The sequence below is a fragment of the Streptomyces sp. NPDC041068 genome (assembly GCF_040647455.1).
Lineage (GTDB): Bacteria > Actinomycetota > Actinomycetes > Streptomycetales > Streptomycetaceae > Streptomyces.
Genome location: NZ_JBEZCG010000029.1, coordinates 70,277 through 89,535, shown reverse-complemented (window position 1 = coordinate 89,535; position 19,259 = coordinate 70,277). Strand labels below are relative to the sequence as shown.

Below are 19,259 nucleotides of genomic sequence, written 5' to 3'. Positions count from 1 at the left end.
ACGCCGTAGCCCCACTCGTCGGCGAACTCCTGGACGTCTTCGGCGAGTTTCCCGGTGCCGACGACCGAGCCGTCGGTGTTCTTCAGGGTGCGGCGCGCTGCGTCCATGCGGTCGCTCACCGACGAGAACGTCTTCTTGAGGTTCTCGAAGACCGTCCCGTCGAGTCGTAAGTCGCTCATGTTGTCTTTCTGGCTTCCGAGCGTTGCCGCGTTCAGCGGTTGATGGACTGAATCTCGCGTACGACGACGTCCTGGGCCCCACCGAACTCACCCGGAGGCAGGCCGCCGCCCTGTCCGTTGGTGCTCGTCCACTTGACCCTCCAAGTGATGGTCGCCTGGAGCTCGTACGGACTATCGGCGGAGGACCGCAGATACTTCACGCCGCACGGCGGGTCCGTGTCCGCCGGTGTGCCCTTGGCGCGGGGCTCGCCGATGCGGCCGCCCTCGATCAGGCACTCGCCGGAGGCGGGGTACGTCTCGGCATCCGATGTGCCCGGTTCGAGCTTCAGGGAGACCGGCTCCGCGGTCGTCGTCGCGGACAGGCCCGTTCCCGGCAGGGTCGCGGTCACCGAGATCTTCTTGAACTTCGCCTTGTCCAGCCATACCCAGGTCGGCAGGTTGACCTTCGTCTCACCCTCGGGCGCCATCTCGATCTTGGTGTCCGGGACCGGGATCTGGCCGTAGGCGTACTCGGCGAGGATCCGGGGGGAGACCGCGAGCGGCTCGTCCGGGGTCTCTCCGTCCTCCACCCAGAACGGCAGCTTGTCGCAGGCCTGAGCCTCGGGCTCGTCCTTGCGGTCGTCGTCTACGGCCGCCGCCCAGAACTGTCCCTCGCCCTGCTTGTCGAGGTTGTAGTCCTTGTAGGGGTTGCCATCCTTGAAGTACGAGTCGAAGACCCCGCCCACCATGTCGCCGATCCCGAAGAACTTCATCTGCCGGATCGCCTTGACCGTGGCCTCGATCTGCTTCGGGGTGTAGGCGGGCTCGTACCAGCAGGCCGGTGGGTCCCAGTTGGAGTTGGCGGGGGTGAGGGTGCCGGTCTTCGTGGACTGCGGGCTGCCCTCGACCGTCGTCTGGATCTTTGTCTCGATGCCGAGGTTTTTGTCTTGGCGGGTGCCCTTCGACTGCTGGCTGTCCGCGACGTTTCCCCCTCCGTCGGTGTTGCCTCCGGCGGCGTAGGCGGTACCAGGGAGCAGCGCCATAACTGTGGCGAGAACAGGAGCGGTCCAGCGGGCGGACGACTTCGGCGCGCTCACATGCACTTCTTGACCGCCTCCTTCACGTACGTGACAGACTCCGTCTGCCAGACGCCCTTGGCGTTCTTCCTCACGCGGGTGTTGTAGAAGCCGTAATCGGCCTCCGATTCAGGGATGGATCGGTTGACCTTCCCGGACTTGAGGTCCTTGGGATACGTCTTGGTGCCGTCTTGGCAGTACGACACCGCTGCGACGCCATCCTTGAGGAAGGTGACCTGACGGTCGTAGTACCGAATAGACCCGATGAAACTGGAGTCCTTCTTCCGGAACCCTTGGATGTAGTCCGCCGCCGACAACAGGGCGTCGCCCGATCCGTAGAACTTCAGCGCCGGATGGTCCTTGGCATCGACGACAACCGTGGCCTCGATCAGAGCGTCGAGCCAACGCTCGTTGTCTGCCAGCACCGCGTCCTTCTTCGGATCTCCGGTCTTGGCTCCCTCGAAGACGTTGTCCACGTCCTTCGGCAGCTTGATCTCCGGCCGGTCGATCCCGTCGTCCGACGCCTTCGGGGACGGGGACTCCTTCTTCTCCGCTCCCTGGTCCGCGCCCGCGATCTTCTCGTTGTCCTTGGAGTCCCCGTCGCTTCCTCCGCAGGCGGAGAGGGACAGGGCCGCGGCCGCTGTCAAGGCGGCCGCGGCGAGCAGTGCGGGGCGGCGGTTCACGGTCGGCTCCTGGTGGGACGAGGGTTCGCTGGAGTGAACCAAGCTATCCAGGAGGCATGGCCGATACCAGCGGCAGGGGTGGCGAGCACTGGCACGTACATGAGCAAAACCGCTTCTTTCGGCCTGCCGCCGATCACACTTGGCTTGTATCCATCGCGCAACGCCAGGACGGCGCTGCTCCCGGTCGGAGTTACGCCGACTTCCCCCTCGCCGGCGTCCGGGACTTCTTCTCGTCGACGATCTCGCGGTCAAGGATCGCCGTGCGTTCCACCACCGTGCCCGGCTTCACTCCGCCCGCCGCCTTCACCTGGACTCCCCGGCTGCCCAGGTATTCGTACGTCTTCTTGTCGAAGATCCACTCCGTGCGTTCGCCGGTCTGTTCGTCCATGCGGGCCAGGGCGATGCCCGAGCGGCCCGCCGCGTCCTTGGCGTGGTCCACCACGACCACGCCGGGGATCTTCGCCCCCGCGCGGTACAGCGCCGCGCTGACCTTCGGCGGGGCCAGCTGTTCGGAGATCATGTCGCTGATCGTGTCGAAGGCCTGCTGGTCGCGGTCGCCCTCACCGCTGTAGTCGGCGTAGATCTTCTTGAGGAGCGCGTCCGTGTCGGTGGGCAGCTTGCTCACCTTGTTGTACGACCAGCCCTCCACGTCGCCGTCGAGCGTGATGCCCTCATCGGGCTGGAAGCCGGGCTCGAACAGCCAGCCCCTGAGGCCGTCGGGGGAGTTCCAGACCTCGCGCGGGTGCAGCTTCTGGACCATGGTCTTTGTGGTGTTCGTGTCCACGTTCACGTCGATCGAGAGGTACGAGACCTTGCTCTTCACGTAGATGTACTGGTCCTGACGGGGTGCGGTCAGGTTCTGGGTCTCCGCCGCGTGGGACGCCTTCTTCGCGACCGTGGAGACCGTCCTGGCGTTGCCCGGCTCCAGCTGGACCACGGGGGCGATCTCGCTCGGGCCGCCGTCCTGTCCTCCGCCGCCCGTGCTGCCGCCGACCATGTTCACGCCGATCACCACGGCCAGCGTCGCCGCCGTGACCGGGACGCCGATGAACAGCGCGCGGCGCAGCGGGCGCGGTCGCGGGCCCGCGGGCGGGGCGGGGAACTCCGGGGTCGAGGGGCCCGTCTGCCGCTGGATGTGAGTCATCAGGTGCCTTTCGAGCAGGAATTGGCGGTCGGGCGGGAGGGCCGGGTCGGCCGGCGCCGGCAGCAGCCGGGCCAACTCCACGTGGTCCAGCGGCTCTTGGCGCGACCTGCGGCAGCGGCTCCACGGAGTGCGCAGCATGCGTGTCATTCGTTTCCCTCCCTCTCCGACCTGACCGCCTCTACGCGGTCAACCTGTACTTGTCCGGCCCTTTGCGGCAGTTCCCTGTTCTTCGTCAGCTCCTCCTGCGTCAGCTTCCGCAGGCGCGTTCTCGCTCGCGACAGGCGCGAGCGCACCGTGCCCACCGCCACGCCCAGGGCCTGTGCCGTCTCCGCGTAGCCGAGGCCCGACCAGACGCACAGCGTGAACACCTCGCGCTCGCCGCGCCGCAGCCGCTTCAGGGCCGCCTGTGCGGCGGCCAGCTGGTCGGCGTCCGCCATGCGGCCGACCAGTTCGTCGGCGAAGTCGGGGACGGTGTCCGCGGCGGGCACGCGGTCCACCGCGTTGCGGTAGCGGCGCGCGGCGCGGGAGGTGTTGCGCAGGACGTTCACGGCGATGCCCATCAGCCAGGGGCGTGGGCTGTCGCCCTCGTCCCGCAGCTTTCCGCGCAGCCGCCACGCCTCCAGGAACGTCAGCGAGACCACGTCCTCCGCCGTCGCCCAGTCGCCGCTCACGCGCAGCGCGTGCCGGTAGACCAGCGGGGAGTGGTCGCGGAACAGCTCGCGGAACGCCTCCGGGTCCCCGTCCCTGATCCGGGCGTGCAATGAGAATGAGTACGTCACGTGAGGTGTTGTCCGCGGGGGAGGGGCGGTTCCCGGATTCGGGGAAGTTTTCTCGTGGATCAATCCCTGATTGATCCCTGATTGGTCCCTGTCACTGTCGCACGGGGCCTCTACACTGACTCCGGCGGACTGCCGGTGGGTGAGGGGTGGTTGACGGTGCGTAAGGCGTGGCTGGTCGCGTCCGTCGGGATCGGCGGAGCCCTCAGCTTCATCGCGCTGCTCGTCGTCGGGACGTACATGGCCGCGGGAAGCATCGCGGGCGGCAGCGGCGGATCCGTCGGGCTCGCCAAGGGCGCCGTGCCCGCGACCTATCAGCCCCTCGTACAGAAGTGGGGCAATCTGTGCAAAGCCATCAATCCCGCGCTGCTCGCGGCCCAGTTGTATCAGGAGAGCGGGTTCAACCCGCGCGCCAAGAGCCCGGCCAAAGCGCTGGGGATAGCGCAGTTCATCCCCGGGACCTGGGCCGCCCACGGTGTCGACGGGGACGGGGACGGCGACCGTGACGTCTGGGATCCGGAGGACGCCATCCCGTCCGCGGCCTCCTACGACTGCAAGCTCGCCGGGTACGTGAAGGACGCCCCCGGGGACCCGACCAAGAACATGCTCGCCGCCTACAACGCGGGGGCGTACGCCGTCATCAAGTACGGCGGTGTGCCGCCCTACCGCGAGACCCAGAACTACGTGAAGACGATCACGGATCTGTCGAAGAGCTTCGCCAGGCCCGTGGGCCGCGTGGAGCCCTCGCGTCAGGCGGCCGGCGCCATCTACTACGCCCAGAAGAAGCTCGGCACCCTCTACCTGTGGGGCGGCAACGGCACCCCCGAGCAGAACGGCCGCTTCGACTGCTCCGGCCTCACCCTGGCCGCCTACCGCTCCGTCGGCATCACCCTGCCGCGCGTCGCCAACGACCAGTACAACGTGGGTCCGCACCCCAAGCGGGACGAACTCCTGCCGGGTGACCTGGTGTTCTTCTCGGACGACCTCACCAACTCGCGGGCCATCCGGCACGTCGGGATCTATGTCGGCGGGGGATACATGATCAACGCTCCGCGGCCCGGCGCCGTGATCCGTTTCGACCCGATCGACACCCCCGATTATTTTGGCGCGACTCGAGTCACGAAGGACGGGGCGAAGGCCGTCCCCGCCAAGCCGACAGAGGTCTGAGAGGGCTCGCGAGGGGCGCGTGAAGGGTGTACGCGGGGTGTGATGTGGCTTGAACCCTCCGTTAGCACACTCCCCTGAGCTGCGGCGATGTATCTCTCTTCGATAACGTCTGCGTGATCTTTCGGTGGAGAGTGGAACGTAGGAGAGGGGACTGCGCGTTCCCTTGACTGGACCGACCACGGGGGTTGATGGAACGGGCGCACAGAAAGGTGCGCCCATGGGCGAGAAGACAAGGGGCCGCAGCGCCATGGCTGGACTCGACGAATCCGGGTCGAACCCCGATGTCGGCCTGCTCTACGACATCAACGGCCTGGCGAAGGACACCCCGTCCTGGTTCGACGGCGTCATGACGTTCGTCGGGGAGTACGGTCTGCTGCTCGCCCTCGTGCTCCTCGTGGTGTGGTGCTGGTGGGGCCAGCGCAAGCGCGGCACCCTCGACGACGCCGCCTCGTCCGTCGCCGCCGTCGTCTGGGCGCCGCTGGCCGCGGGTATCGCGGTGCTCGTGAACATCCCCATCCGGGGCTTCGTCGAGCGACCGCGTCCCTTCCACGACCACCAGGGCATCGAGCTGCTCCTCGACGGCAAGACCGACTACTCCTTCGTCAGCGACCACGCCACGCTCGCCATGGCCATGGGCGCCGGACTCTTCGTCGCCAACCGGAAGTTCGGGCTCATCGGCATCGGGCTCGCCGCCCTGGAAGGCTTCTGCCGGGTCTTCATGGGCGTGCACTACCCGACGGACGTCGTCGGCGGCTTCGCGCTCGGCACCGCCGTCGCCCTGCTCCTCTCACCGCTCGCCATGGCCCTGCTCACCCCGCTCACCAAGGCGATCGGCCGGTCCGGTCGCGTGGGGTGGCTGGTGTGGGACCGGAAAGTGGGCCCTGTCGCCGCGCCGTTGAGCGAGACGAAGCCGTCGCCTGCCGCCTCGGCCGACCCGGACGAGAGGGATCTCGCCGCGTAGGCGCTCCGCTGGGGTGTGCGGTCCATCAGGTGCGGGTGCGTCGTGGCTGGGCGCGTAGTTCCCCGCGCCCCTTGACGGGGCGCTGCCCTCGGCGGTGTTCTTCGGGCGGTCACCACGACGTTCGAGTCCCAGTGGCCGTCCTTGCCGATGCGGCCCCCACAGGTCAGCAGGCGGAGTTGGGGGTCGGTGGTGGGGGCGTAGACCTTCGCCGTGGGGAAGGCCGTCGTGCGGTACGTGTCGACTGCCGTCACCTCGAACGTCGTACGCCGCCCCGCAGCCGTCGTCGTCTCGATGCGGGCACCGGGGCGCAGCCGGTCCAGGCGGGCGAACACGGCGTCCCTGTAACCCTTGCCGCCCGGCTCGGCGGGCGCGTCCCGGTGGCCCACCAGGACTGCGGGGCCCCGGGCTCCTGGGCGCGGGCCCAGGGTGTACCAGCCGACCTTCAGGGCGTCCCGGTACGACGGGACCTCGAGGGCGCCCTGCCGGTCGAGGCCGACCGGCAGGAGGGCGGCGTCCACGCCGATCGAGGGGATGCGTACGCGCTCCCCTCGGCCCGGTGTCCCGACGCCCACGGAAGGTGCCGCCGCGAGGAGCGCGGCCGCCGCGAGCAGCAGGGGCGTCACCGTGCGCCGCAGGGCGCGGCTCAGCGGTGCTCCGCCCCGGTGCCGCGGGTCCGGCGGCGGTGCAGCAGCCAGAAGCCGGCGGCGGCCGCGGCTCCCGCGACGCCCGCGGAGGCGACGGCGAGCGGGCCTGCCTCGGGGTGCTCATCGGCGGCCGTCGCGTGCACGGCACCGCCTCGGGCCGCGCCGGAGGGGGTGGCATCGAGGGCGCCGGAGTCCATGCCGGTGCCGGTGTCCTTACCCGTCCCCGTTCCCGTTCCCGTTCCCGTGCCCGTGCCCGTGCCCGCGTCCGAGTCCGAGTCCGAGTCCGGGGACTTCTTGGCGTGCGGCTTCGTCGGTGAGGGGAGCATGGTCGGCGACTCGGCCGGGGACGCGGACGAATCCGGGGATTCCTCCGGCGAGGACGACGGGGATGCCTCGGGGGACGCCGACTCGTCCGTGGAGTCGCCCGAGCCACCCCCGCCCAGTTCCTTGCCGTCCGCGCCCAGCAGGCTCCAGCCCTCGACGTCCTGGCCCTTGGGGTCCTGCCCCTTCTCGTCGTTCTTGAAGTAGTAGAGGGGGCGGGTCTCGTAGATGACCTGGGGCTGGTCGGCGTTCTGGGCGTTGTCCTCGGTCTGGGCGGTCTGGCCCGTGACGTCGTCGGCCTTGGTGGGGTAGCCGATCGCGGCGGGCCAGTTCGTGGCGCACTCCCCGGTGCAGTCGGGGGTGTCGGCCTTGTCGGCGTCGCGCGTGTAGAGCGGGTTGCCGTCCTTGTCGGCCAGGGCCTTGCCCTTCGGGGTGTCGACGAGGGTCAGCCGGCCGGGCTCGGTGGGCTTGTCCAGGGCGGCGGCGGGGCCTGCCAGGCCGAGGACGAGAGCTGCGGCCGCCGTCGCGGTGACGGCGGCTATTCGGGGCGTGCTGTGGGGCGGGGTCATGCCCTCAGGCCAGCGCTGTCCAGCGGGGTGGGCCACCTGAGGGCGTGTCGGGCGGGGCCGAACGGGTTGCGATGTCGGCCGTATGGGGGCGGTCGGGGCTGCGGCGACCGAGGGGGCTACAGCGCCTGGGGGAAGTCGAAGAAGCGTCCGGGGTCGTACTGCTTCTTCAGCTTCTTCAGGCGCGGGGCCGCGTCTCCGTAGTACGCCGTGCGCCAGTTCGTCAGCGTCGGGTCGGCGTAGTTCTGGTAGGCCGCGCCGGAGGCGTACCGCCCCATCGCCGTATGGGCCTTCTTCAGCCAGGACTGGGCCGGCTTGCCGGAGGTGCCCGCGCGCCAGGACGCGATGTACTGCGCGAGCATCCGCGAGCGGCGGTGCACGAAGGCCGTCGCCGTCGGGTCGACGCGGTTGATCGCGCCGCCGAGCGCGGTGAGCGCGATGCTGCCCGCGCTCGCGCCCGTCACGTTCTCGACCTGCGAGAGCAGCGCGCGGATGCCCGCCGCCGACAGGGAACGGTCGAAGAAGTCCGAACTGGCCGCGTATGTCTCGCGGTTGAGGGCGCCCTGCGGGCTGCGGCCCGGCGTCGCGCCGGGGAGGTGGCACTGGGCGTCGGAGGCGAAGGAGGAGCAGCCCGCGTAGACCTCCATCGACTCCTCGTACGTACGCCGCTTCAGGGAGACGCTGCGCGCGGGCGCCCCGATCTTGTCGGCGAGGCGGTCGACGGCGTTCTGCAGCTCGCCGTACGTGCCGAGCGAGAAGCAGGCCACGGAGACGTTCGGGGTGCCGCCCGGGGTGTTCGCCAGGTGGAGGGACGACCAGATCTCGTCCGGCTGGCCGGGGCCCCACTCCTGCCAGGCCTTGACGACCGCGGCCGCCTTCGACCAGGGCCACGTCATGTACGCGGAGACGCCCTGGGGCGCGGCGTGCGTGCGGTAGGTCAGCTCGGTGACGACGCCGAAGTTGCCGTTGCCCGCGCCGCGCAGCGCCCAGAACAGGTCCTTGTTCTCGGACTTGGAGGCGGTGAGCTCCTTGCCGTCCGCCGTGATCAGCTTCGCGGAGGTGAGGCTGTCGCAGGTCAGGCCGTACGCCCGGGAGACCACGCCGTGGCCGCCGCCGAGGGTGAGGCCGGAGATGCCGACGGTCGGGCAGGAGCCCGCGGGGATCGTGACGCCCTTCGCGGAGAGCGAGCGGTAGACGTCGATGAGCTTGGCGCCGCCGCCGATGGTCGCGGAGCCACCGCTCGCCCGTATCTTGCCGAGCTTCGATACGTCGATGATCAGCCGGCCGTTGCCGGAGGACCAACCCGCGTACGAGTGGCCGCCGTTGCGGATCGCGACCGGGGTGCGGTGGGCGCGGGCGTAGGAGAGGGCGGTGCGGATGTCGTCGGTGTGCGCGACGTACGCGACGGCGGTGGGCTTCAGGTCGTCGTAGCGCGTGTTGTACAGCTGGCGGGCCGCCGCCCACTTGGCCTCGCCGGGCTGTACGAGGCTGCCGTCCAGGTCGCGGGCGAGGGCCTTGAGGGTGGCGGGGGAGGAGGCGGCGGCGCTAGACGTCCTGATGGGGGTGCTGCTGCCGGTGCCGGTGCTGCTGCCGGTGCCGCTGCTGCGCGCACCGGCCCCTGCTTCGCTGCCGCTCGTGCAGCCCGCCACCGCGGCCGCGGCCAGCGTGGCCGCCGTTGTACCGATGAACGTACGTCGTTCCATGACGCCTCCCGTTGCTTCCCGCAGAACGAGACGGTGTGCGGGGCGGACGGGTTCCTCGTCTACAGGTTCCGCTAGGGAGACGCCTCGTGCTCGGCCGCGTCCGAGCGGGCCTTGCTGCGGGCCCTGCGGGCCGGACCGCGCCAGCCGCAGGTGCAGTGGGCGGAGACGAAACGGCCCTTCTCGACCGTCGCTGTGCGGTGGGATGCGGGGGCTTGCTGATCGGCCACGCCGTCACCGTACCGAGCCCGGGTGAACGGGCACCGACGGATCCATGGGGGACTCGTCCGCGTGACGGGTCAACGTACCGATCGTTAGGGGAACGACGGGGGGAACGACAGGCGCGGCAACGCTTGGGGGTAGACAGGCCATGGTGCATCGGCTGCATCGGCACGGGCGCACGGGCGGGGCGGTCGCCGCTGTCGCGGTGGCGGGGCTGGTGGCCGTCACCGCCGGCTGTTCGGACACCGGTGCCGCGGCCGACGGCCTTCACGGCGGCGACCCCACGGAGGTGGTGCGGCGGTCCGCCGACTCCCTTGTCCGTGCGGGCAGTTCCAAGGCGCGTACGTCGATGGAGATGGCCAGTGGTGGTACGCGCGTCACCATCCGCGGCAAGGGTGTCTACGACTTCGAGCGGCAGATCGGGCGGTTCGAGGTGGTGCTGCCGCAGGACCCCGCGGGGGACGACGAGCACCGGCCCATCACCGAACTCCTCTCCGCAGGGGCGCTCTTCATGAAGAACCGCGGGGCCGGGGTGCCGTCCGACAAGTGGGTGCGGATCGAGACACGTTCGCTGTCCGACGGGAATCTCGTCACCGGCGGCGCGACGGATCCCCTCGCGGCGGCGGAACTGCTGCGCGGGGCGCGCAAGGTGGTGTTCGTGGGGGACGAGCGGGTCGGCGGCGCCGAGGTGCGGCACTATCGCGGGGTTGCGGACCTGCGGGCCGCGGCGAAGGCGGCCTCCGCAGGTCAGCGCGGTGCGTTGGGGGTTGCGGCGGCGAAAGGGTTCAGCAAGGGGAGCGTGCCGTTCGACGTGTACCTCGACGAGCGGGGGCGGGTGCGGAAGCTGCGGCAGCAGTTCGCCGTGGCCGAGGCGAACGTGGCGTCGACCACGCTGCTGTACGACTTCGGGGCGCCCGTGGAGGTGCGACTTCCGGCCGACGAGGACATCTTCGCCGGGAAGATTTCGGGGCAGTAGTCGCGTACGGCTGGTGGAAATGGTCCGTCCGTGCCATGCGCGTTGTGTAGACCGCTCCCTACTCTAGGAAATCGGTATCGGCAGGAACGGGTCAGGAAGAGGTGATGAACGTGGCTCCGATGCGTGGCGGTACGGCTGTTCAGGACCACGTCGCCCTCGCCGAGATCGAGCTGTGCGGCGACCTCATCATCGCGGCGAGTGCCGCGGCCGAGCGGATGAGCTTCGACCGGATCGACGAGGTGCTGAGGGTCTCCGACGGGCGGGATGACGGCGGCGTCGACGAGGACCGTCGCTAGTCGTCCCGTCGTTGTTCCTTTGCTTGCGGTGCGTTCGGGGGGACCTGAACGCCGCTTCGCGGCGATGTTTCCCACTCACCCGCCAGTTTGGGCAGGGATCGTGGGCGGGTGGGTGGGGGAAAGCCCGCGGAGCGGGCACGAGGTACGCATCCGACGCGGGCCATGCAGAGATCCCGCGTCACACGAAGCCGCGCCCGGCGGGGGCGTGGGCCGAGCCCCGTAGCCCCGCCGCCCCCCCTCAGCGGAGCGTCACGTGCGCATCATGCGGGCGATCGCCTTCGTCGCTTCCTCTACCTTGGCGTCGATCTCCGTGCCGCCCTTGACCGCCGCGTCGGCCACGCAGTGCCGCAGGTGTTCCTCGAGGAGCTGGAGCGCGAAGGACTGCAGGGCCTTCGTGCTCGCCGAGACCTGCGTGAGTATGTCGATGCAGTAGACGTCCTGCTCGACCATGCGCTGCAGGCCACGGATCTGGCCCTCGATGCGGCGCAGGCGCTTGAGGTGCTCGTCCTTCTGCTTGTGGTAGCCGTGCACGCCGTGAGCGTGGTCGGAGGGCGCTTCGGTCGGGGTCGTGGCCGCGTCGGCCGCCTCGGTGGTCGTCATCGCGTCCTCCTTCTGTCTGTTGTGGGAGCTACTGCGGGCATTCCCGCATTTCTGCAGATCCATATACCCCCGGTGGGTATATGATAGCCGATTTCTCGGGGGGTGTGCTGATCACTGTGCCTGATGGGCGACACTGGGGGGCGGCCGGTTAGCCGTGGCCGGATGATGCGCCTAGCATCAGCCTGACCGCATCCAAAGCACCCCGAGGACCCCACGTGCGCTTTCGTCTGACCCCCAGGGAGACGAGCTTCTACGACATGTTCGCCGCATCCGCGGACAACATCGTCACGGGCTCGAAGCTCCTGATGGAACTGCTCGGAGCGGACTCGTCCGCACGGGCCGAGATCGCAGAGCGTATGCGGGCCGCGGAACACGCGGGAGACGACGCCACGCATGCGATCTTCCACCAGCTGAACTCCTCCTTCATCACGCCGTTCGACCGCGAGGACATCTACTCCCTCGCGTCGTCCCTCGACGACATCATGGACTTCATGGAGGAGGCCGTCGACCTGGTCGTCCTTTATCAGGTCGAGGAGCTTCCCAAGGGCGTCGAGCAGCAGATCGAGGTCCTGTCCCGGGCCGCCGAACTGACGGCCGAGGCCATGCCGAACCTTCGGACCATGGACAACCTCACCGAGTACTGGATCGAGGTCAACCGCCTGGAGAACCAGGCCGACCAGATTCACCGGAAGCTGCTCGCGCACCTCTTCAACGGCAAGTACGACGCCATCGAGGTGCTGAAGCTCAAGCAGATCGTGGATGTGCTGGAAGAGGCCGCCGACGCCTTCGAGCACGTGGCGAACACTGTGGAGACCATCGCGGTCAAGGAGTCCTGAGGCCCCGCCATGGACACCTTTGCTTTGGTCGTGACCATTGGCGTCGCGCTCGGATTTACGTATACGAACGGCTTTCACGACTCCGCGAACGCCATCGCCACATCGGTCTCCACCCGTGCGTTGACGCCTCGCGCGGCGCTCGCCATGGCCGCGGTGATGAACCTCGCCGGTGCCTTCATGGGCAGCGGCGTCGCCAAGACCGTCAGTGAGGGGATCATCGAGACCCCGCACGGCGACAAGGGGATGTGGATCCTCTTCGCCGCGCTCATCGGCGCGATCGTGTGGAACCTCATCACCTGGTACTTCGGGCTTCCCTCGTCCTCGTCGCACGCGCTGTTCGGCGGCATGGTCGGCGCGGCGCTCGCCGGCGGGATCGGCGTCATCTGGTCCGGGGTCGTCGACAAGATCGTCATCCCGATGTTCCTGTCGCCCGTGGTCGGCCTCGTCGCCGGTTACCTGGTGATGTGCGCGATCATGTGGATGTTCCGCAAGTCCAACCCGCACAAGGCCAAGCGAGGCTTCCGCATCGCGCAGACGGTCTCCGCGGCGGGCATGGCGCTCGGCCACGGTCTGCAGGACGCGCAGAAGACGATGGGCATCGTGGTGATGGCCCTGGTCATCTCCGACGTGCAGAGCGCGGACGCGCCGATTCCGGTGTGGGTCAAGATCGCCTGTGCGGTGATGCTGTCCGCCGGTACGTACGCGGGTGGCTGGCGCATCATGCGGACTCTCGGGCGCAAGATCATCGAGCTGGACCCGCCGCAGGGCTTCGCCGCGGAGACGACCGGCGCGGGCATCATGTTCACGACCGCGTTCATGTTCCACGCGCCGATCTCGACGACTCACGTCATCACCTCCGCGATCATGGGTGTGGGCGCGACCAAGCGGGTCAACGCGGTTCGCTGGGGTGTCGCCAAGAACATCATCCTGGGGTGGTTCATCACGATGCCGGCTGCGGCGATCGTCGCCGCGTTGAGCTTCTGGGTCGTGAATCTCGCGTTCTTGTAGCTCTTTGACCGCGGGCCCGCCGTGGCTGGTCGCGCAGTTCCCCGCGCCCCTTCGGGTCGCGTACAGCAACGTGGAAACGTAGGAAGGGCCCGCCCCCGGGAGCCAGGGGCGGGCCCTTCTTGTTGCCCCTGCGGTGGCACCGCCATGCAGCACCGCGGGGAGTCGGGGGCCGGCTCAGCCGAAGCGGCCCGAGATGTAGTCCTCGGTCGCCTGCACCGACGGGTTGGAGAAGATCCGCTCCGTGTCGTCGATCTCGACGAGCTTGCCGGGCTGGCCGACGGCGGCGAGGTTGAAGAACGCGGTGCGGTCCGAGACGCGGGCCGCCTGCTGCATGTTGTGCGTCACGATGACGATCGTGAAGCGCTCCTTCAGCTCGCCGATCAGGTCCTCGATCGCGAGGGTCGAGATGGGGTCCAGGGCCGAGCAGGGCTCGTCCATCAGGAGCACCTGGGGCTCGACCGCGATGGCCCGCGCGATGCACAGACGCTGCTGCTGGCCGCCGGAGAGGCCGGAGCCGGGCTTGTTCAGACGGTCCTTGACCTCGTTCCAGAGGTTCGCGCCCTTGAGGGACTTCTCGACGATGTCGTTCAGCTCGGACTTCTTGTACGAACCGTTGAGCTTCAGGCCCGCGGCGACGTTGTCGAAGATCGACATCGTGGGGAACGGGTTCGGGCGCTGGAAGACCATGCCGATCGTGCGGCGCACGGCCACCGGGTCCACGCCGTTGCCGTAGAGGTCCTCGTCGTCCAGGAGCACCTTGCCCTCGACACGGCCGCCGGGGGTGACCTCGTGCATACGGTTCAGGGTGCGCAGGAAGGTGGACTTGCCGCAGCCGGACGGGCCGATGAAGGCCGTCACGGAGCGGGGCTCCACGGTCATCGAGATGTCGTCGATCGCCTTGTGGGAGCCGTAGTAGGCGGTCAGGCCCGATACGTCGATTCGCTTGGCCATGGGGATCACTGCTTCTTTCGAGAATGTACGAGAAGGGTCGCTGAGTGGCCGCGGTCAGCGGCCCGTCTTGGGGGCCTTCCAGCGGGCTACGCCGCGGGCCGCCAGGTTGAGGATCATGATGAAGCCGATGAGGGCGAGGGCCGCCGCCCAGGCACGGTCGTACGAGGCGTCGGTGCCGGCCGCGTACTGCTGGTAGATGTACAGCGGCAGCGAGCCCTGCGAGCCGTCGAACGGGTTCGTGTTGATCATGGGGTTCACCCAGACCAGGAGCAGGACGGGAGCGGTCTCGCCGGCGATGCGGGCCACCGAGAGCATGACGCCCGTGGTGATGCCGCCGATCGCGGTGGGCAGGACGACCTTGAGGATGGTCCGCCACTTCGGCACACCGAGGGCGAGTGACGCCTCGCGCAGCTCGTTCGGGACGAGCTTGAGCATCTCCTCGGTGGAGCGCACGATCACCGGCATCATCAGGATGGCGAGCGCCATGGCGCCGGCCCAGCCGGAGTAGCCGAAGCCGAGGATCAGGATCCAGAAGCTGAGGACGAACAGGCCCGCGACGATCGAGGGGATGCCGGTCATGACGTCCACGAAGAACGTGACGGTCTTGGCGAGCTTCCCGCGCCCGTACTCGACGAGGTAGACCGCGGTGAGCAGGCCGATCGGCACGGCGATCACGGAGGCCAGGAGCACCTGCTCCAGGGTGCCGATGATCGCGTGGTAGATGCCGCCGCCGGTCTCGTCGTCGGAGAGGACGCCCATCGAGTGGGTGAGGAAGTAGACGTCGAAGACCTTGATGCCGCGCTGCAACGTCTCGTAGATCAGCGAGGCCAGCGGGACGACGGCCATCAGGAACATGACCCACACCATCGAGGTGGCGAGGCGGTCCTTGGCCTGGCGGGTGCCCTCGACGGCGACCGCGAGGACGTACGACCCGACGATGAAGAGGAGGGCGGCGATCAGGCCCCACTGGATGCGGCTGTCCAGGCCCGCGCCCGCGCCGATGCCGATGGCGACGGCGGCGGAGCCGAGCGCGACGGCCGCGGGGGACCAGCGCGGGAGGCTGGCCGCCTTGAGCGTCGAGGGGCGCTTGACGAGGGGGTGGGACGGACCGGACGGGGTGGGTGTCGTGGTGCTCATGCGTTGGCCCCCGAGTACTCCTTGCGGCGCGCGATGATCAGGCGGGCCGCGCCGTTGACCAGCAGGGTGATGACGAAGAGGACCAGGCCGGAGGCGATGAGCGCGTCCTGGCCGTACTCGGTCGCCTCGTTGAACTTGCTGGCGATGTTCTGCGCGAAGGTGCCGCCGCCGTAGTCGAGCACGGAGGCCTGGATCACGAAGGTCGGGGAGAGCACGGTGGCGACGGCGATCGTCTCGCCGAGCGCGCGGCCGAGGCCCAGCATCGAGGCGGAGATGATGCCCGAGCGGCCGAAGGGCAGCACCGACATGCGGATGACCTCCCAGCGCGTGGCGCCGAGGGCCAGCGCGGCCTCCTCGTGCATCTTCGGGACCTGCAGGAAGACCTCGCGGGTCACGTTCGTGATGATCGGCAGGATCATGATCGCGAGGAGGATTCCGACGGTCATCAGGGAGCGCGGTGCGCCGCCCTGGTACTCGAAGATGCCGGTCCAGCCGAAGTAGTCGTCGAGCCAGCTGTAGAGGCCGGTGAGGTTGGGTGCGACCACGAGGGCGCCCCACAGGCCGTAGACGATCGAGGGCACGGCGGCCAGCAGGTCGATCACGTACGCGATGGGGGCGGCCAGCTTGCGCGGCGCGTAGTGCGAGATGAAGAGCGCGATGCCGATGGCGACGGGAACCGCGATCACCAGGGCGATCAGCGAGCTCACGACGGTGCCGAAGACCAGGACGGCGATGCCGAAGAACGGCTTGCCGCCGGTGGTCGAACCGGCCGGGTCCCACTCGAAGGTGGTGAGGAAGTTGCCCGTGTTGTCGGAGAGGGCGAGCGCCGTGCGGTACGCGAGGAAGGCGGCGATGGCGCCCATGATCACGAGGAGCACGATGCCGGAGCCACGGGAGAGCCCGAGGAAGATCCGGTCGCCGGCGCGGGTGGCGCCGCGGGCTGCTGCCTTGCTGACGGGAGCCACGGGCTGCGCGTCGTCTACGGGGGGAGGTGCGGTCGTATTGCTTGGTATGTCCATGGGGTTCTCCGGTCTGCGGAGACGCCGTGCGGGTGTCGCAGGCGCTCCGTGGCGGCGGTGCACCGGACGGTGCGGCCGGCCCCTTGCTTCGTACGGGGGGCCGGCCGCACTCGGTTCAGCTAGCTCAGGCTCGCGACGGTGGAGCGGACCTTGGCGATGATCTCGGCCGGGATCGGCGCGTAGTCGTTCTCCTTGAGGACGTTCTGGCCGTCCTCGCTGGCGATGTAGTTCAGGAAGGACTTGGCGGCGGGCAGCGTCTCCGCCTTGTTGCCCTTCTCGCAGACGATCTCGTACGTCACCAGGGTGATCGGGTACGCGCCCTCGGCGGTCGGCTTGTAGTTCAGCTCCAGGGCGAGGTCCTTGCCCTTGCCGACGACCTTGGCCTCGGAGATGGCCTTGGAGGCGTTGTCGACGGTGGCCTTCACCGGCTCCTTGGCGCCCGTCTTCAGGTCGACGGTCTTGATGCCGTCACCGGCGTAGGAGAGCTCGAAGTACGAGATGGCGCCCGCGGTCTGCTTCACCTGGCTCGCGACACCGGAGGAGCCGTTCGCGGACTGGCCGCCCTTGGGCTCCCACTGCTTGCCCGGCTCGTAGGGCCAGGCGCTGGGGGCGGCGCCCTTCAGGTACTTGGTGAAGTTGTCCGTGGTGCCCGACTCGTCGGAGCGGTGGAAGGCCTGGACCTTGGTGCTGGGAAGCTTGACGTCGGGGTTGAGCTTCGCGATCGCCTTGTCGTCCCAGGTCTTGATCTTGTCGTTGAAGATGTCGGCCAGGGTCTTGGCGTCCAGGGTCAGGTTGTCGACGCCGGGGACGTTGTAGCCGATGGCGATCGGGCCGCCCACCATGGGCAGGTCGATGGCCTGGCTGTCCTTGCAGACCTTCTTCGACTTCTCGATCTCCTCGGGCTTCAGCGCCGAGTCGGAACCGGCGAAGGCGGTCTGGCCCTGCAGGAACGCGGTGATGCCGGCGCCCGAACCCGTCGGGTTGTAGTTCAGCTGCACGTCCTTGCAGTTGGCCGTGTAGACCTTCCGCCAGGCGTCGATCGCGGGCTTCTGCGCGGAGGAGCCGGACGCGGCGAGCTGGCCCTTGGCGTCATCGCACTTGATGTTGGCGTTGGCGTTGGTCTCCTTGCCGCCGCCGTCGCCGCTCGTGTCGTCGGAGCCGCACGCCGTGAGGGCCAGGGCGCCGGAGACGGCGATGGCGCCGAGGGAGAGGGCGCGGAGCCGGTTCTTGCGCTGAAGCTTCACTTCGGGTCTTCCTTCCGGGAGCCGCCGACCCTTTGCTGGCGGCGTGCGATGTCTTGCGTGTTGAGGTCTTACGTCGTGTTGTAAGGCCGAAATTAGGCAGGACAGGTGAAGCGGCCGATGGGCATGAGTGAACGGCGGGTGAACCTCGGCGGTCGGCCTGGTTAGACAATGCGTGACGAAACGTAGTGGCTCGACTACGCCAGGTTAAGTGTGCTGAGCAGGGCGTCCACGAGCGTGCGGTCCCGGGGCTGGGTGAGGCGGTTGCGGGCCGCGGCCGGGGGGAGCCAGAGGATGCGGTCGACCTCGCTGTTGGGCGTGAAGCTGCCCGAGGCGGCCTCGGCGGCCCAGTAGGTGACCTGCTTGGGGCGGCCCTGGGCGAGATAGCGGGCGGTGGGCAGACGGGCGCCGGGGGCGCAGCGGTGCCCGGTCTCCTCCTCGACCTCGCGCAGGGCGCCGTCCAGGGGGTCCTCGCCGCGCTTCAGCTTGCCCTTCGGGTGGGACCAGTCGTCGTACTTGGGCCGATGGACGAGGCAGATTTCCAGCTCGCCGTCGATGGGCGAGCGGCGCCACAGGACGCAGCCTGCCGCCTGGACGGTGGTCTGCTTGCCCTGGGCCGCCGCCTGATCGCTCCGGGGTGCTTCGTTGTGCGTCACCGCGTACTCACCGCCTCGTGCAGCCAGGCCTGTTGGAAGGTGAACCGTGCCGCCTCGACCTCGTGGCGCTGGTCGGCGTGGAGCACGCCGAGGGCGTACGCCGTGGCCGGGGCGATGCGGGGGGTGCGGGCCGCGTGGGCCGCGGCCGCGGCTGCGGCGGCGGCCTCGCGGTGCAGGTCGAGGGCGTGGCTCGCCTCTGTGATGCGGGGCTCCGGGGGTGCGAGGTCCAGGAGTTCCTGGGCGTAGCGGTGCAGGCGCAGCAGGGAGCGGACCTTCAGCCAGGGGGCGTCCTGGGCGTCCGGGGCGGTGTCGGTCGGGGCGAGGCCGTGGGAGAGGGCGCCTGCGTTGTACGGGTGGCCCGCCTGGCCGAGGGGGAGCGCGGAGACGGCTTCGGCGAGGTCTGCCTCGGCCTTGGCGGCCAGGCGTTTCAGGTCGTCCGTGGCGTTGCTGAGGGGGACCTCGCTGGCCAGTACGGCCACGTTGTCCGCTACCGCGTGGAAGCGGGAGGAGCCGAAGGCTTGCAGTGCCGTCGAATGTGCGCGGGTCCTGGCGAGGGTGAGTTGCCGTTCCAGGAGTGCTGCGGCCTTGGCCGCGCCGACGGTGAGGCCTCGCGGGGTGCTGCCAGGTGTATCGCCCCTGGCGGCTTCGGGCTGTGCCCACCCTCCCCCAAGCTCTCGGCTTCGCTCGAGCAGGGGGGACCCCCCTCGCCCTGCGGAACGCCTGCCCACGGCGGGAGCGGCAGGGGTCTGCGGTTCTTCCGCCGGGCCGGGCACCGGTGTCGGGCCCGACAAGCGGTGCAGGGCGTCCAGCAAGCGGGTCAGGCGGGTTGCGTACGCGTGTTCCTGGGCCAACGTGCCTGACAGCCAGGCCAGTTCGGGGCGCAGCGAGGCCGCCCATTCCTGGTCCAGGAGCGGGCGGAAGGTGTGCAGGGTGCCGCCGATGCGGCGGGCCGCGCGGCGCAGGGAGCGGGCCGCCTCCTGGGACTCCTCGGCGCCCTGCGCGTCCGTCGTGGACTCGCGGTGCAGCCGCAGGGAGCGGAGGAACTCCGTGGCCTGGTCCTGGAGGTAGGCCTCCAGGACCTTCCCCGCGGCGCCCGCCGTACCCGCCGAACCCGTCGTCAT

At 69.3% G+C, this 19,259-nt stretch carries 20 protein-coding genes and 1 pseudogene; 6 read left to right on the top strand and 15 right to left on the bottom strand.

What is annotated here, in order from left to right; all coding sequences use genetic code 11:
• Positions 1–211: 211 nt before the first annotated feature.
• From AB0B50_RS42050 to AB0B50_RS42035, 4 genes are all read right to left on the bottom strand, one after another.
• Positions 212–1,255 carry a hypothetical protein gene (locus tag AB0B50_RS42050; RefSeq protein WP_362342513.1) on the bottom strand — a complete coding sequence of 348 codons (1,044 nt, stop codon included), beginning with the start codon at positions 1,253–1,255 and terminating at the stop codon, positions 212–214.
• Positions 1,252–1,917 (bottom strand): hypothetical protein, encoded by a 666-nt coding sequence (locus AB0B50_RS42045; protein WP_362342510.1) that lies wholly within the window; start codon positions 1,915–1,917, stop codon positions 1,252–1,254. Before AB0B50_RS42045 ends, AB0B50_RS42050 begins: the two co-directional genes overlap by 4 nt.
• A 190-nt stretch (positions 1,918–2,107) precedes the next feature.
• Positions 2,108–3,208, bottom strand: coding sequence for a CU044_5270 family protein (locus AB0B50_RS42040; RefSeq protein ID WP_362342507.1), 1,101 nt, complete (start codon positions 3,206–3,208; stop codon positions 2,108–2,110).
• Positions 3,205–3,840: an RNA polymerase sigma factor gene (locus AB0B50_RS42035; protein WP_362342505.1), complete on the bottom strand. Its 636-nt coding sequence runs from the start codon at positions 3,838–3,840 to the stop codon at positions 3,205–3,207. The genes AB0B50_RS42040 and AB0B50_RS42035 overlap by 4 nt, the downstream gene beginning before the upstream one ends.
• 156 nt (positions 3,841–3,996) lie before the next feature.
• On the opposite strand from AB0B50_RS42035, the gene AB0B50_RS42030 reads away from it, so the two are divergent.
• Together AB0B50_RS42030 and AB0B50_RS42025 are read left to right on the top strand one after the other, a co-directional pair.
• Entirely contained in the window at positions 3,997–5,004 is a 1,008-nt protein-coding gene (locus AB0B50_RS42030; RefSeq protein ID WP_362342502.1) for a bifunctional lytic transglycosylase/C40 family peptidase, read from the top strand.
• Between the two features lie 247 nt (positions 5,005–5,251).
• Entirely contained in the window at positions 5,252–5,965 is a 714-nt protein-coding gene (locus AB0B50_RS42025; RefSeq protein WP_362342521.1) for a phosphatase PAP2 family protein, read from the top strand.
• Between the two features lie 158 nt (positions 5,966–6,123).
• Here the strand turns inward: AB0B50_RS42025 and AB0B50_RS42020 are convergent.
• The 4 genes and pseudogenes from AB0B50_RS42020 to AB0B50_RS42005 all read right to left on the bottom strand — a co-directional run.
• Positions 6,124–6,483, bottom strand: a pseudogene (locus tag AB0B50_RS42020) (sortase); the annotation flags it as partial.
• Between the two features lie 125 nt (positions 6,484–6,608).
• On the bottom strand, positions 6,609–7,499 hold the full coding sequence (locus AB0B50_RS42015) for a hypothetical protein (RefSeq protein ID WP_362342499.1): 891 nt from the start codon (positions 7,497–7,499) through the stop codon (positions 6,609–6,611).
• Between the two features lie 116 nt (positions 7,500–7,615).
• On the bottom strand, positions 7,616–9,199 hold the full coding sequence (locus AB0B50_RS42010; RefSeq protein ID WP_362342497.1) for an FAD-binding oxidoreductase: 1,584 nt from the start codon (positions 9,197–9,199) through the stop codon (positions 7,616–7,618).
• Positions 9,200–9,270: 71 nt separating this feature from the next.
• Complete coding sequence (locus tag AB0B50_RS42005) at positions 9,271–9,426, bottom strand: hypothetical protein (RefSeq protein WP_362342494.1); 156 nt, start codon at positions 9,424–9,426, stop codon at positions 9,271–9,273.
• Positions 9,427–9,566: 140 nt separating this feature from the next.
• Here AB0B50_RS42005 and AB0B50_RS42000 point away from each other — a divergent pair, with 140 nt between their 5' ends.
• Together AB0B50_RS42000 and AB0B50_RS41995 are read left to right on the top strand one after the other, a co-directional pair.
• The gene (locus AB0B50_RS42000; protein ID WP_362342491.1) at positions 9,567–10,394 is read left to right on the top strand and encodes a hypothetical protein; all 828 of its coding nucleotides are present in this window, start codon (positions 9,567–9,569) and stop codon (positions 10,392–10,394) included.
• A gap of 104 nt (positions 10,395–10,498) precedes the next feature.
• A complete protein-coding gene (locus AB0B50_RS41995) occupies positions 10,499–10,690 on the top strand; it encodes a hypothetical protein (RefSeq protein ID WP_362342489.1) in 192 nt (63 codons plus the stop codon).
• 249 nt (positions 10,691–10,939) lie between these two features.
• On the opposite strand, the gene AB0B50_RS41990 is transcribed toward AB0B50_RS41995, so the two are convergent.
• Positions 10,940–11,290, bottom strand: coding sequence for a metal-sensitive transcriptional regulator (locus AB0B50_RS41990; RefSeq protein ID WP_362342486.1), 351 nt, complete (start codon positions 11,288–11,290; stop codon positions 10,940–10,942).
• 215 nt (positions 11,291–11,505) lie between these two features.
• Between AB0B50_RS41990 and AB0B50_RS41985 the strand changes: the two genes are divergently transcribed.
• Together AB0B50_RS41985 and AB0B50_RS41980 are read left to right on the top strand one after the other, a co-directional pair.
• Positions 11,506–12,126: a DUF47 family protein gene (locus AB0B50_RS41985; RefSeq protein WP_055699552.1), complete on the top strand. Its 621-nt coding sequence runs from the start codon at positions 11,506–11,508 to the stop codon at positions 12,124–12,126.
• Positions 12,127–12,135: 9 nt separating this feature from the next.
• Positions 12,136–13,134, top strand: a complete 999-nt coding sequence (locus AB0B50_RS41980) for an inorganic phosphate transporter (RefSeq protein WP_362342483.1) — start codon at positions 12,136–12,138, stop codon at positions 13,132–13,134.
• A 174-nt stretch (positions 13,135–13,308) separates the two neighbouring features.
• Here the strand turns inward: AB0B50_RS41980 and pstB are convergent, their stop codons facing one another.
• From pstB to AB0B50_RS41950, 6 genes are all read right to left on the bottom strand, one after another.
• Positions 13,309–14,085 (bottom strand): phosphate ABC transporter ATP-binding protein PstB, encoded by a 777-nt coding sequence (gene pstB / locus AB0B50_RS41975; RefSeq protein WP_362342480.1) that lies wholly within the window; start codon positions 14,083–14,085, stop codon positions 13,309–13,311.
• 54 nt (positions 14,086–14,139) lie between these two features.
• The gene (pstA, locus tag AB0B50_RS41970) at positions 14,140–15,222 is read right to left on the bottom strand and encodes a phosphate ABC transporter permease PstA (RefSeq protein WP_362342477.1); all 1,083 of its coding nucleotides are present in this window, start codon (positions 15,220–15,222) and stop codon (positions 14,140–14,142) included.
• Complete coding sequence (gene pstC, locus AB0B50_RS41965) at positions 15,219–16,241, bottom strand: phosphate ABC transporter permease subunit PstC (protein ID WP_362342474.1); 1,023 nt, start codon at positions 16,239–16,241, stop codon at positions 15,219–15,221. Before pstC ends, pstA begins: the two co-directional genes overlap by 4 nt.
• Positions 16,242–16,360: 119 nt before the next feature.
• Complete coding sequence (gene pstS / locus AB0B50_RS41960; RefSeq protein ID WP_362342471.1) at positions 16,361–17,485, bottom strand: phosphate ABC transporter substrate-binding protein PstS; 1,125 nt, start codon at positions 17,483–17,485, stop codon at positions 16,361–16,363.
• Positions 17,486–17,679: 194 nt separating this feature from the next.
• Complete coding sequence (locus AB0B50_RS41955; RefSeq protein WP_362342469.1) at positions 17,680–18,138, bottom strand: NUDIX hydrolase; 459 nt, start codon at positions 18,136–18,138, stop codon at positions 17,680–17,682.
• Entirely contained in the window at positions 18,135–19,259 is a 1,125-nt protein-coding gene (locus AB0B50_RS41950) for a CHAD domain-containing protein (RefSeq protein ID WP_362342519.1), read from the bottom strand. Before AB0B50_RS41950 ends, AB0B50_RS41955 begins: the two co-directional genes overlap by 4 nt.

Excerpts from the sequence above, each read along its gene's own strand:
- pstB (WP_362342480.1), bottom strand. The coding sequence starts at position 14,085 with ATGGCCAAGCGAATCGACGTATCGGGCCTGACCGCCTACTACGGCTCC.
- pstC (WP_362342474.1), bottom strand. The coding sequence starts at position 16,241 with ATGGACATACCAAGCAATACGACCGCACCTCCCCCCGTAGACGACGCG.
- AB0B50_RS41995 (WP_362342489.1), top strand. The coding sequence starts at position 10,499 with ATGAACGTGGCTCCGATGCGTGGCGGTACGGCTGTTCAGGACCACGTC.
- AB0B50_RS42040 (WP_362342507.1), bottom strand. The coding sequence starts at position 3,208 with ATGACACGCATGCTGCGCACTCCGTGGAGCCGCTGCCGCAGGTCGCGC.
- AB0B50_RS42000 (WP_362342491.1), top strand. The coding sequence starts at position 9,567 with ATGGTGCATCGGCTGCATCGGCACGGGCGCACGGGCGGGGCGGTCGCC.
- AB0B50_RS42010 (WP_362342497.1), bottom strand. The coding sequence starts at position 9,199 with ATGGAACGACGTACGTTCATCGGTACAACGGCGGCCACGCTGGCCGCG.
- AB0B50_RS42025 (WP_362342521.1), top strand. The coding sequence starts at position 5,252 with ATGGCTGGACTCGACGAATCCGGGTCGAACCCCGATGTCGGCCTGCTC.
- pstA (WP_362342477.1), bottom strand. The coding sequence starts at position 15,222 with ATGAGCACCACGACACCCACCCCGTCCGGTCCGTCCCACCCCCTCGTC.
- AB0B50_RS41980 (WP_362342483.1), top strand. The coding sequence starts at position 12,136 with ATGGACACCTTTGCTTTGGTCGTGACCATTGGCGTCGCGCTCGGATTT.
- AB0B50_RS42015 (WP_362342499.1), bottom strand. The coding sequence starts at position 7,499 with ATGACCCCGCCCCACAGCACGCCCCGAATAGCCGCCGTCACCGCGACG.
- AB0B50_RS41990 (WP_362342486.1), bottom strand. The coding sequence starts at position 11,290 with ATGACGACCACCGAGGCGGCCGACGCGGCCACGACCCCGACCGAAGCG.
- AB0B50_RS41950 (WP_362342519.1), bottom strand. The coding sequence starts at position 19,259 with ATGACGACGGGTTCGGCGGGTACGGCGGGCGCCGCGGGGAAGGTCCTG.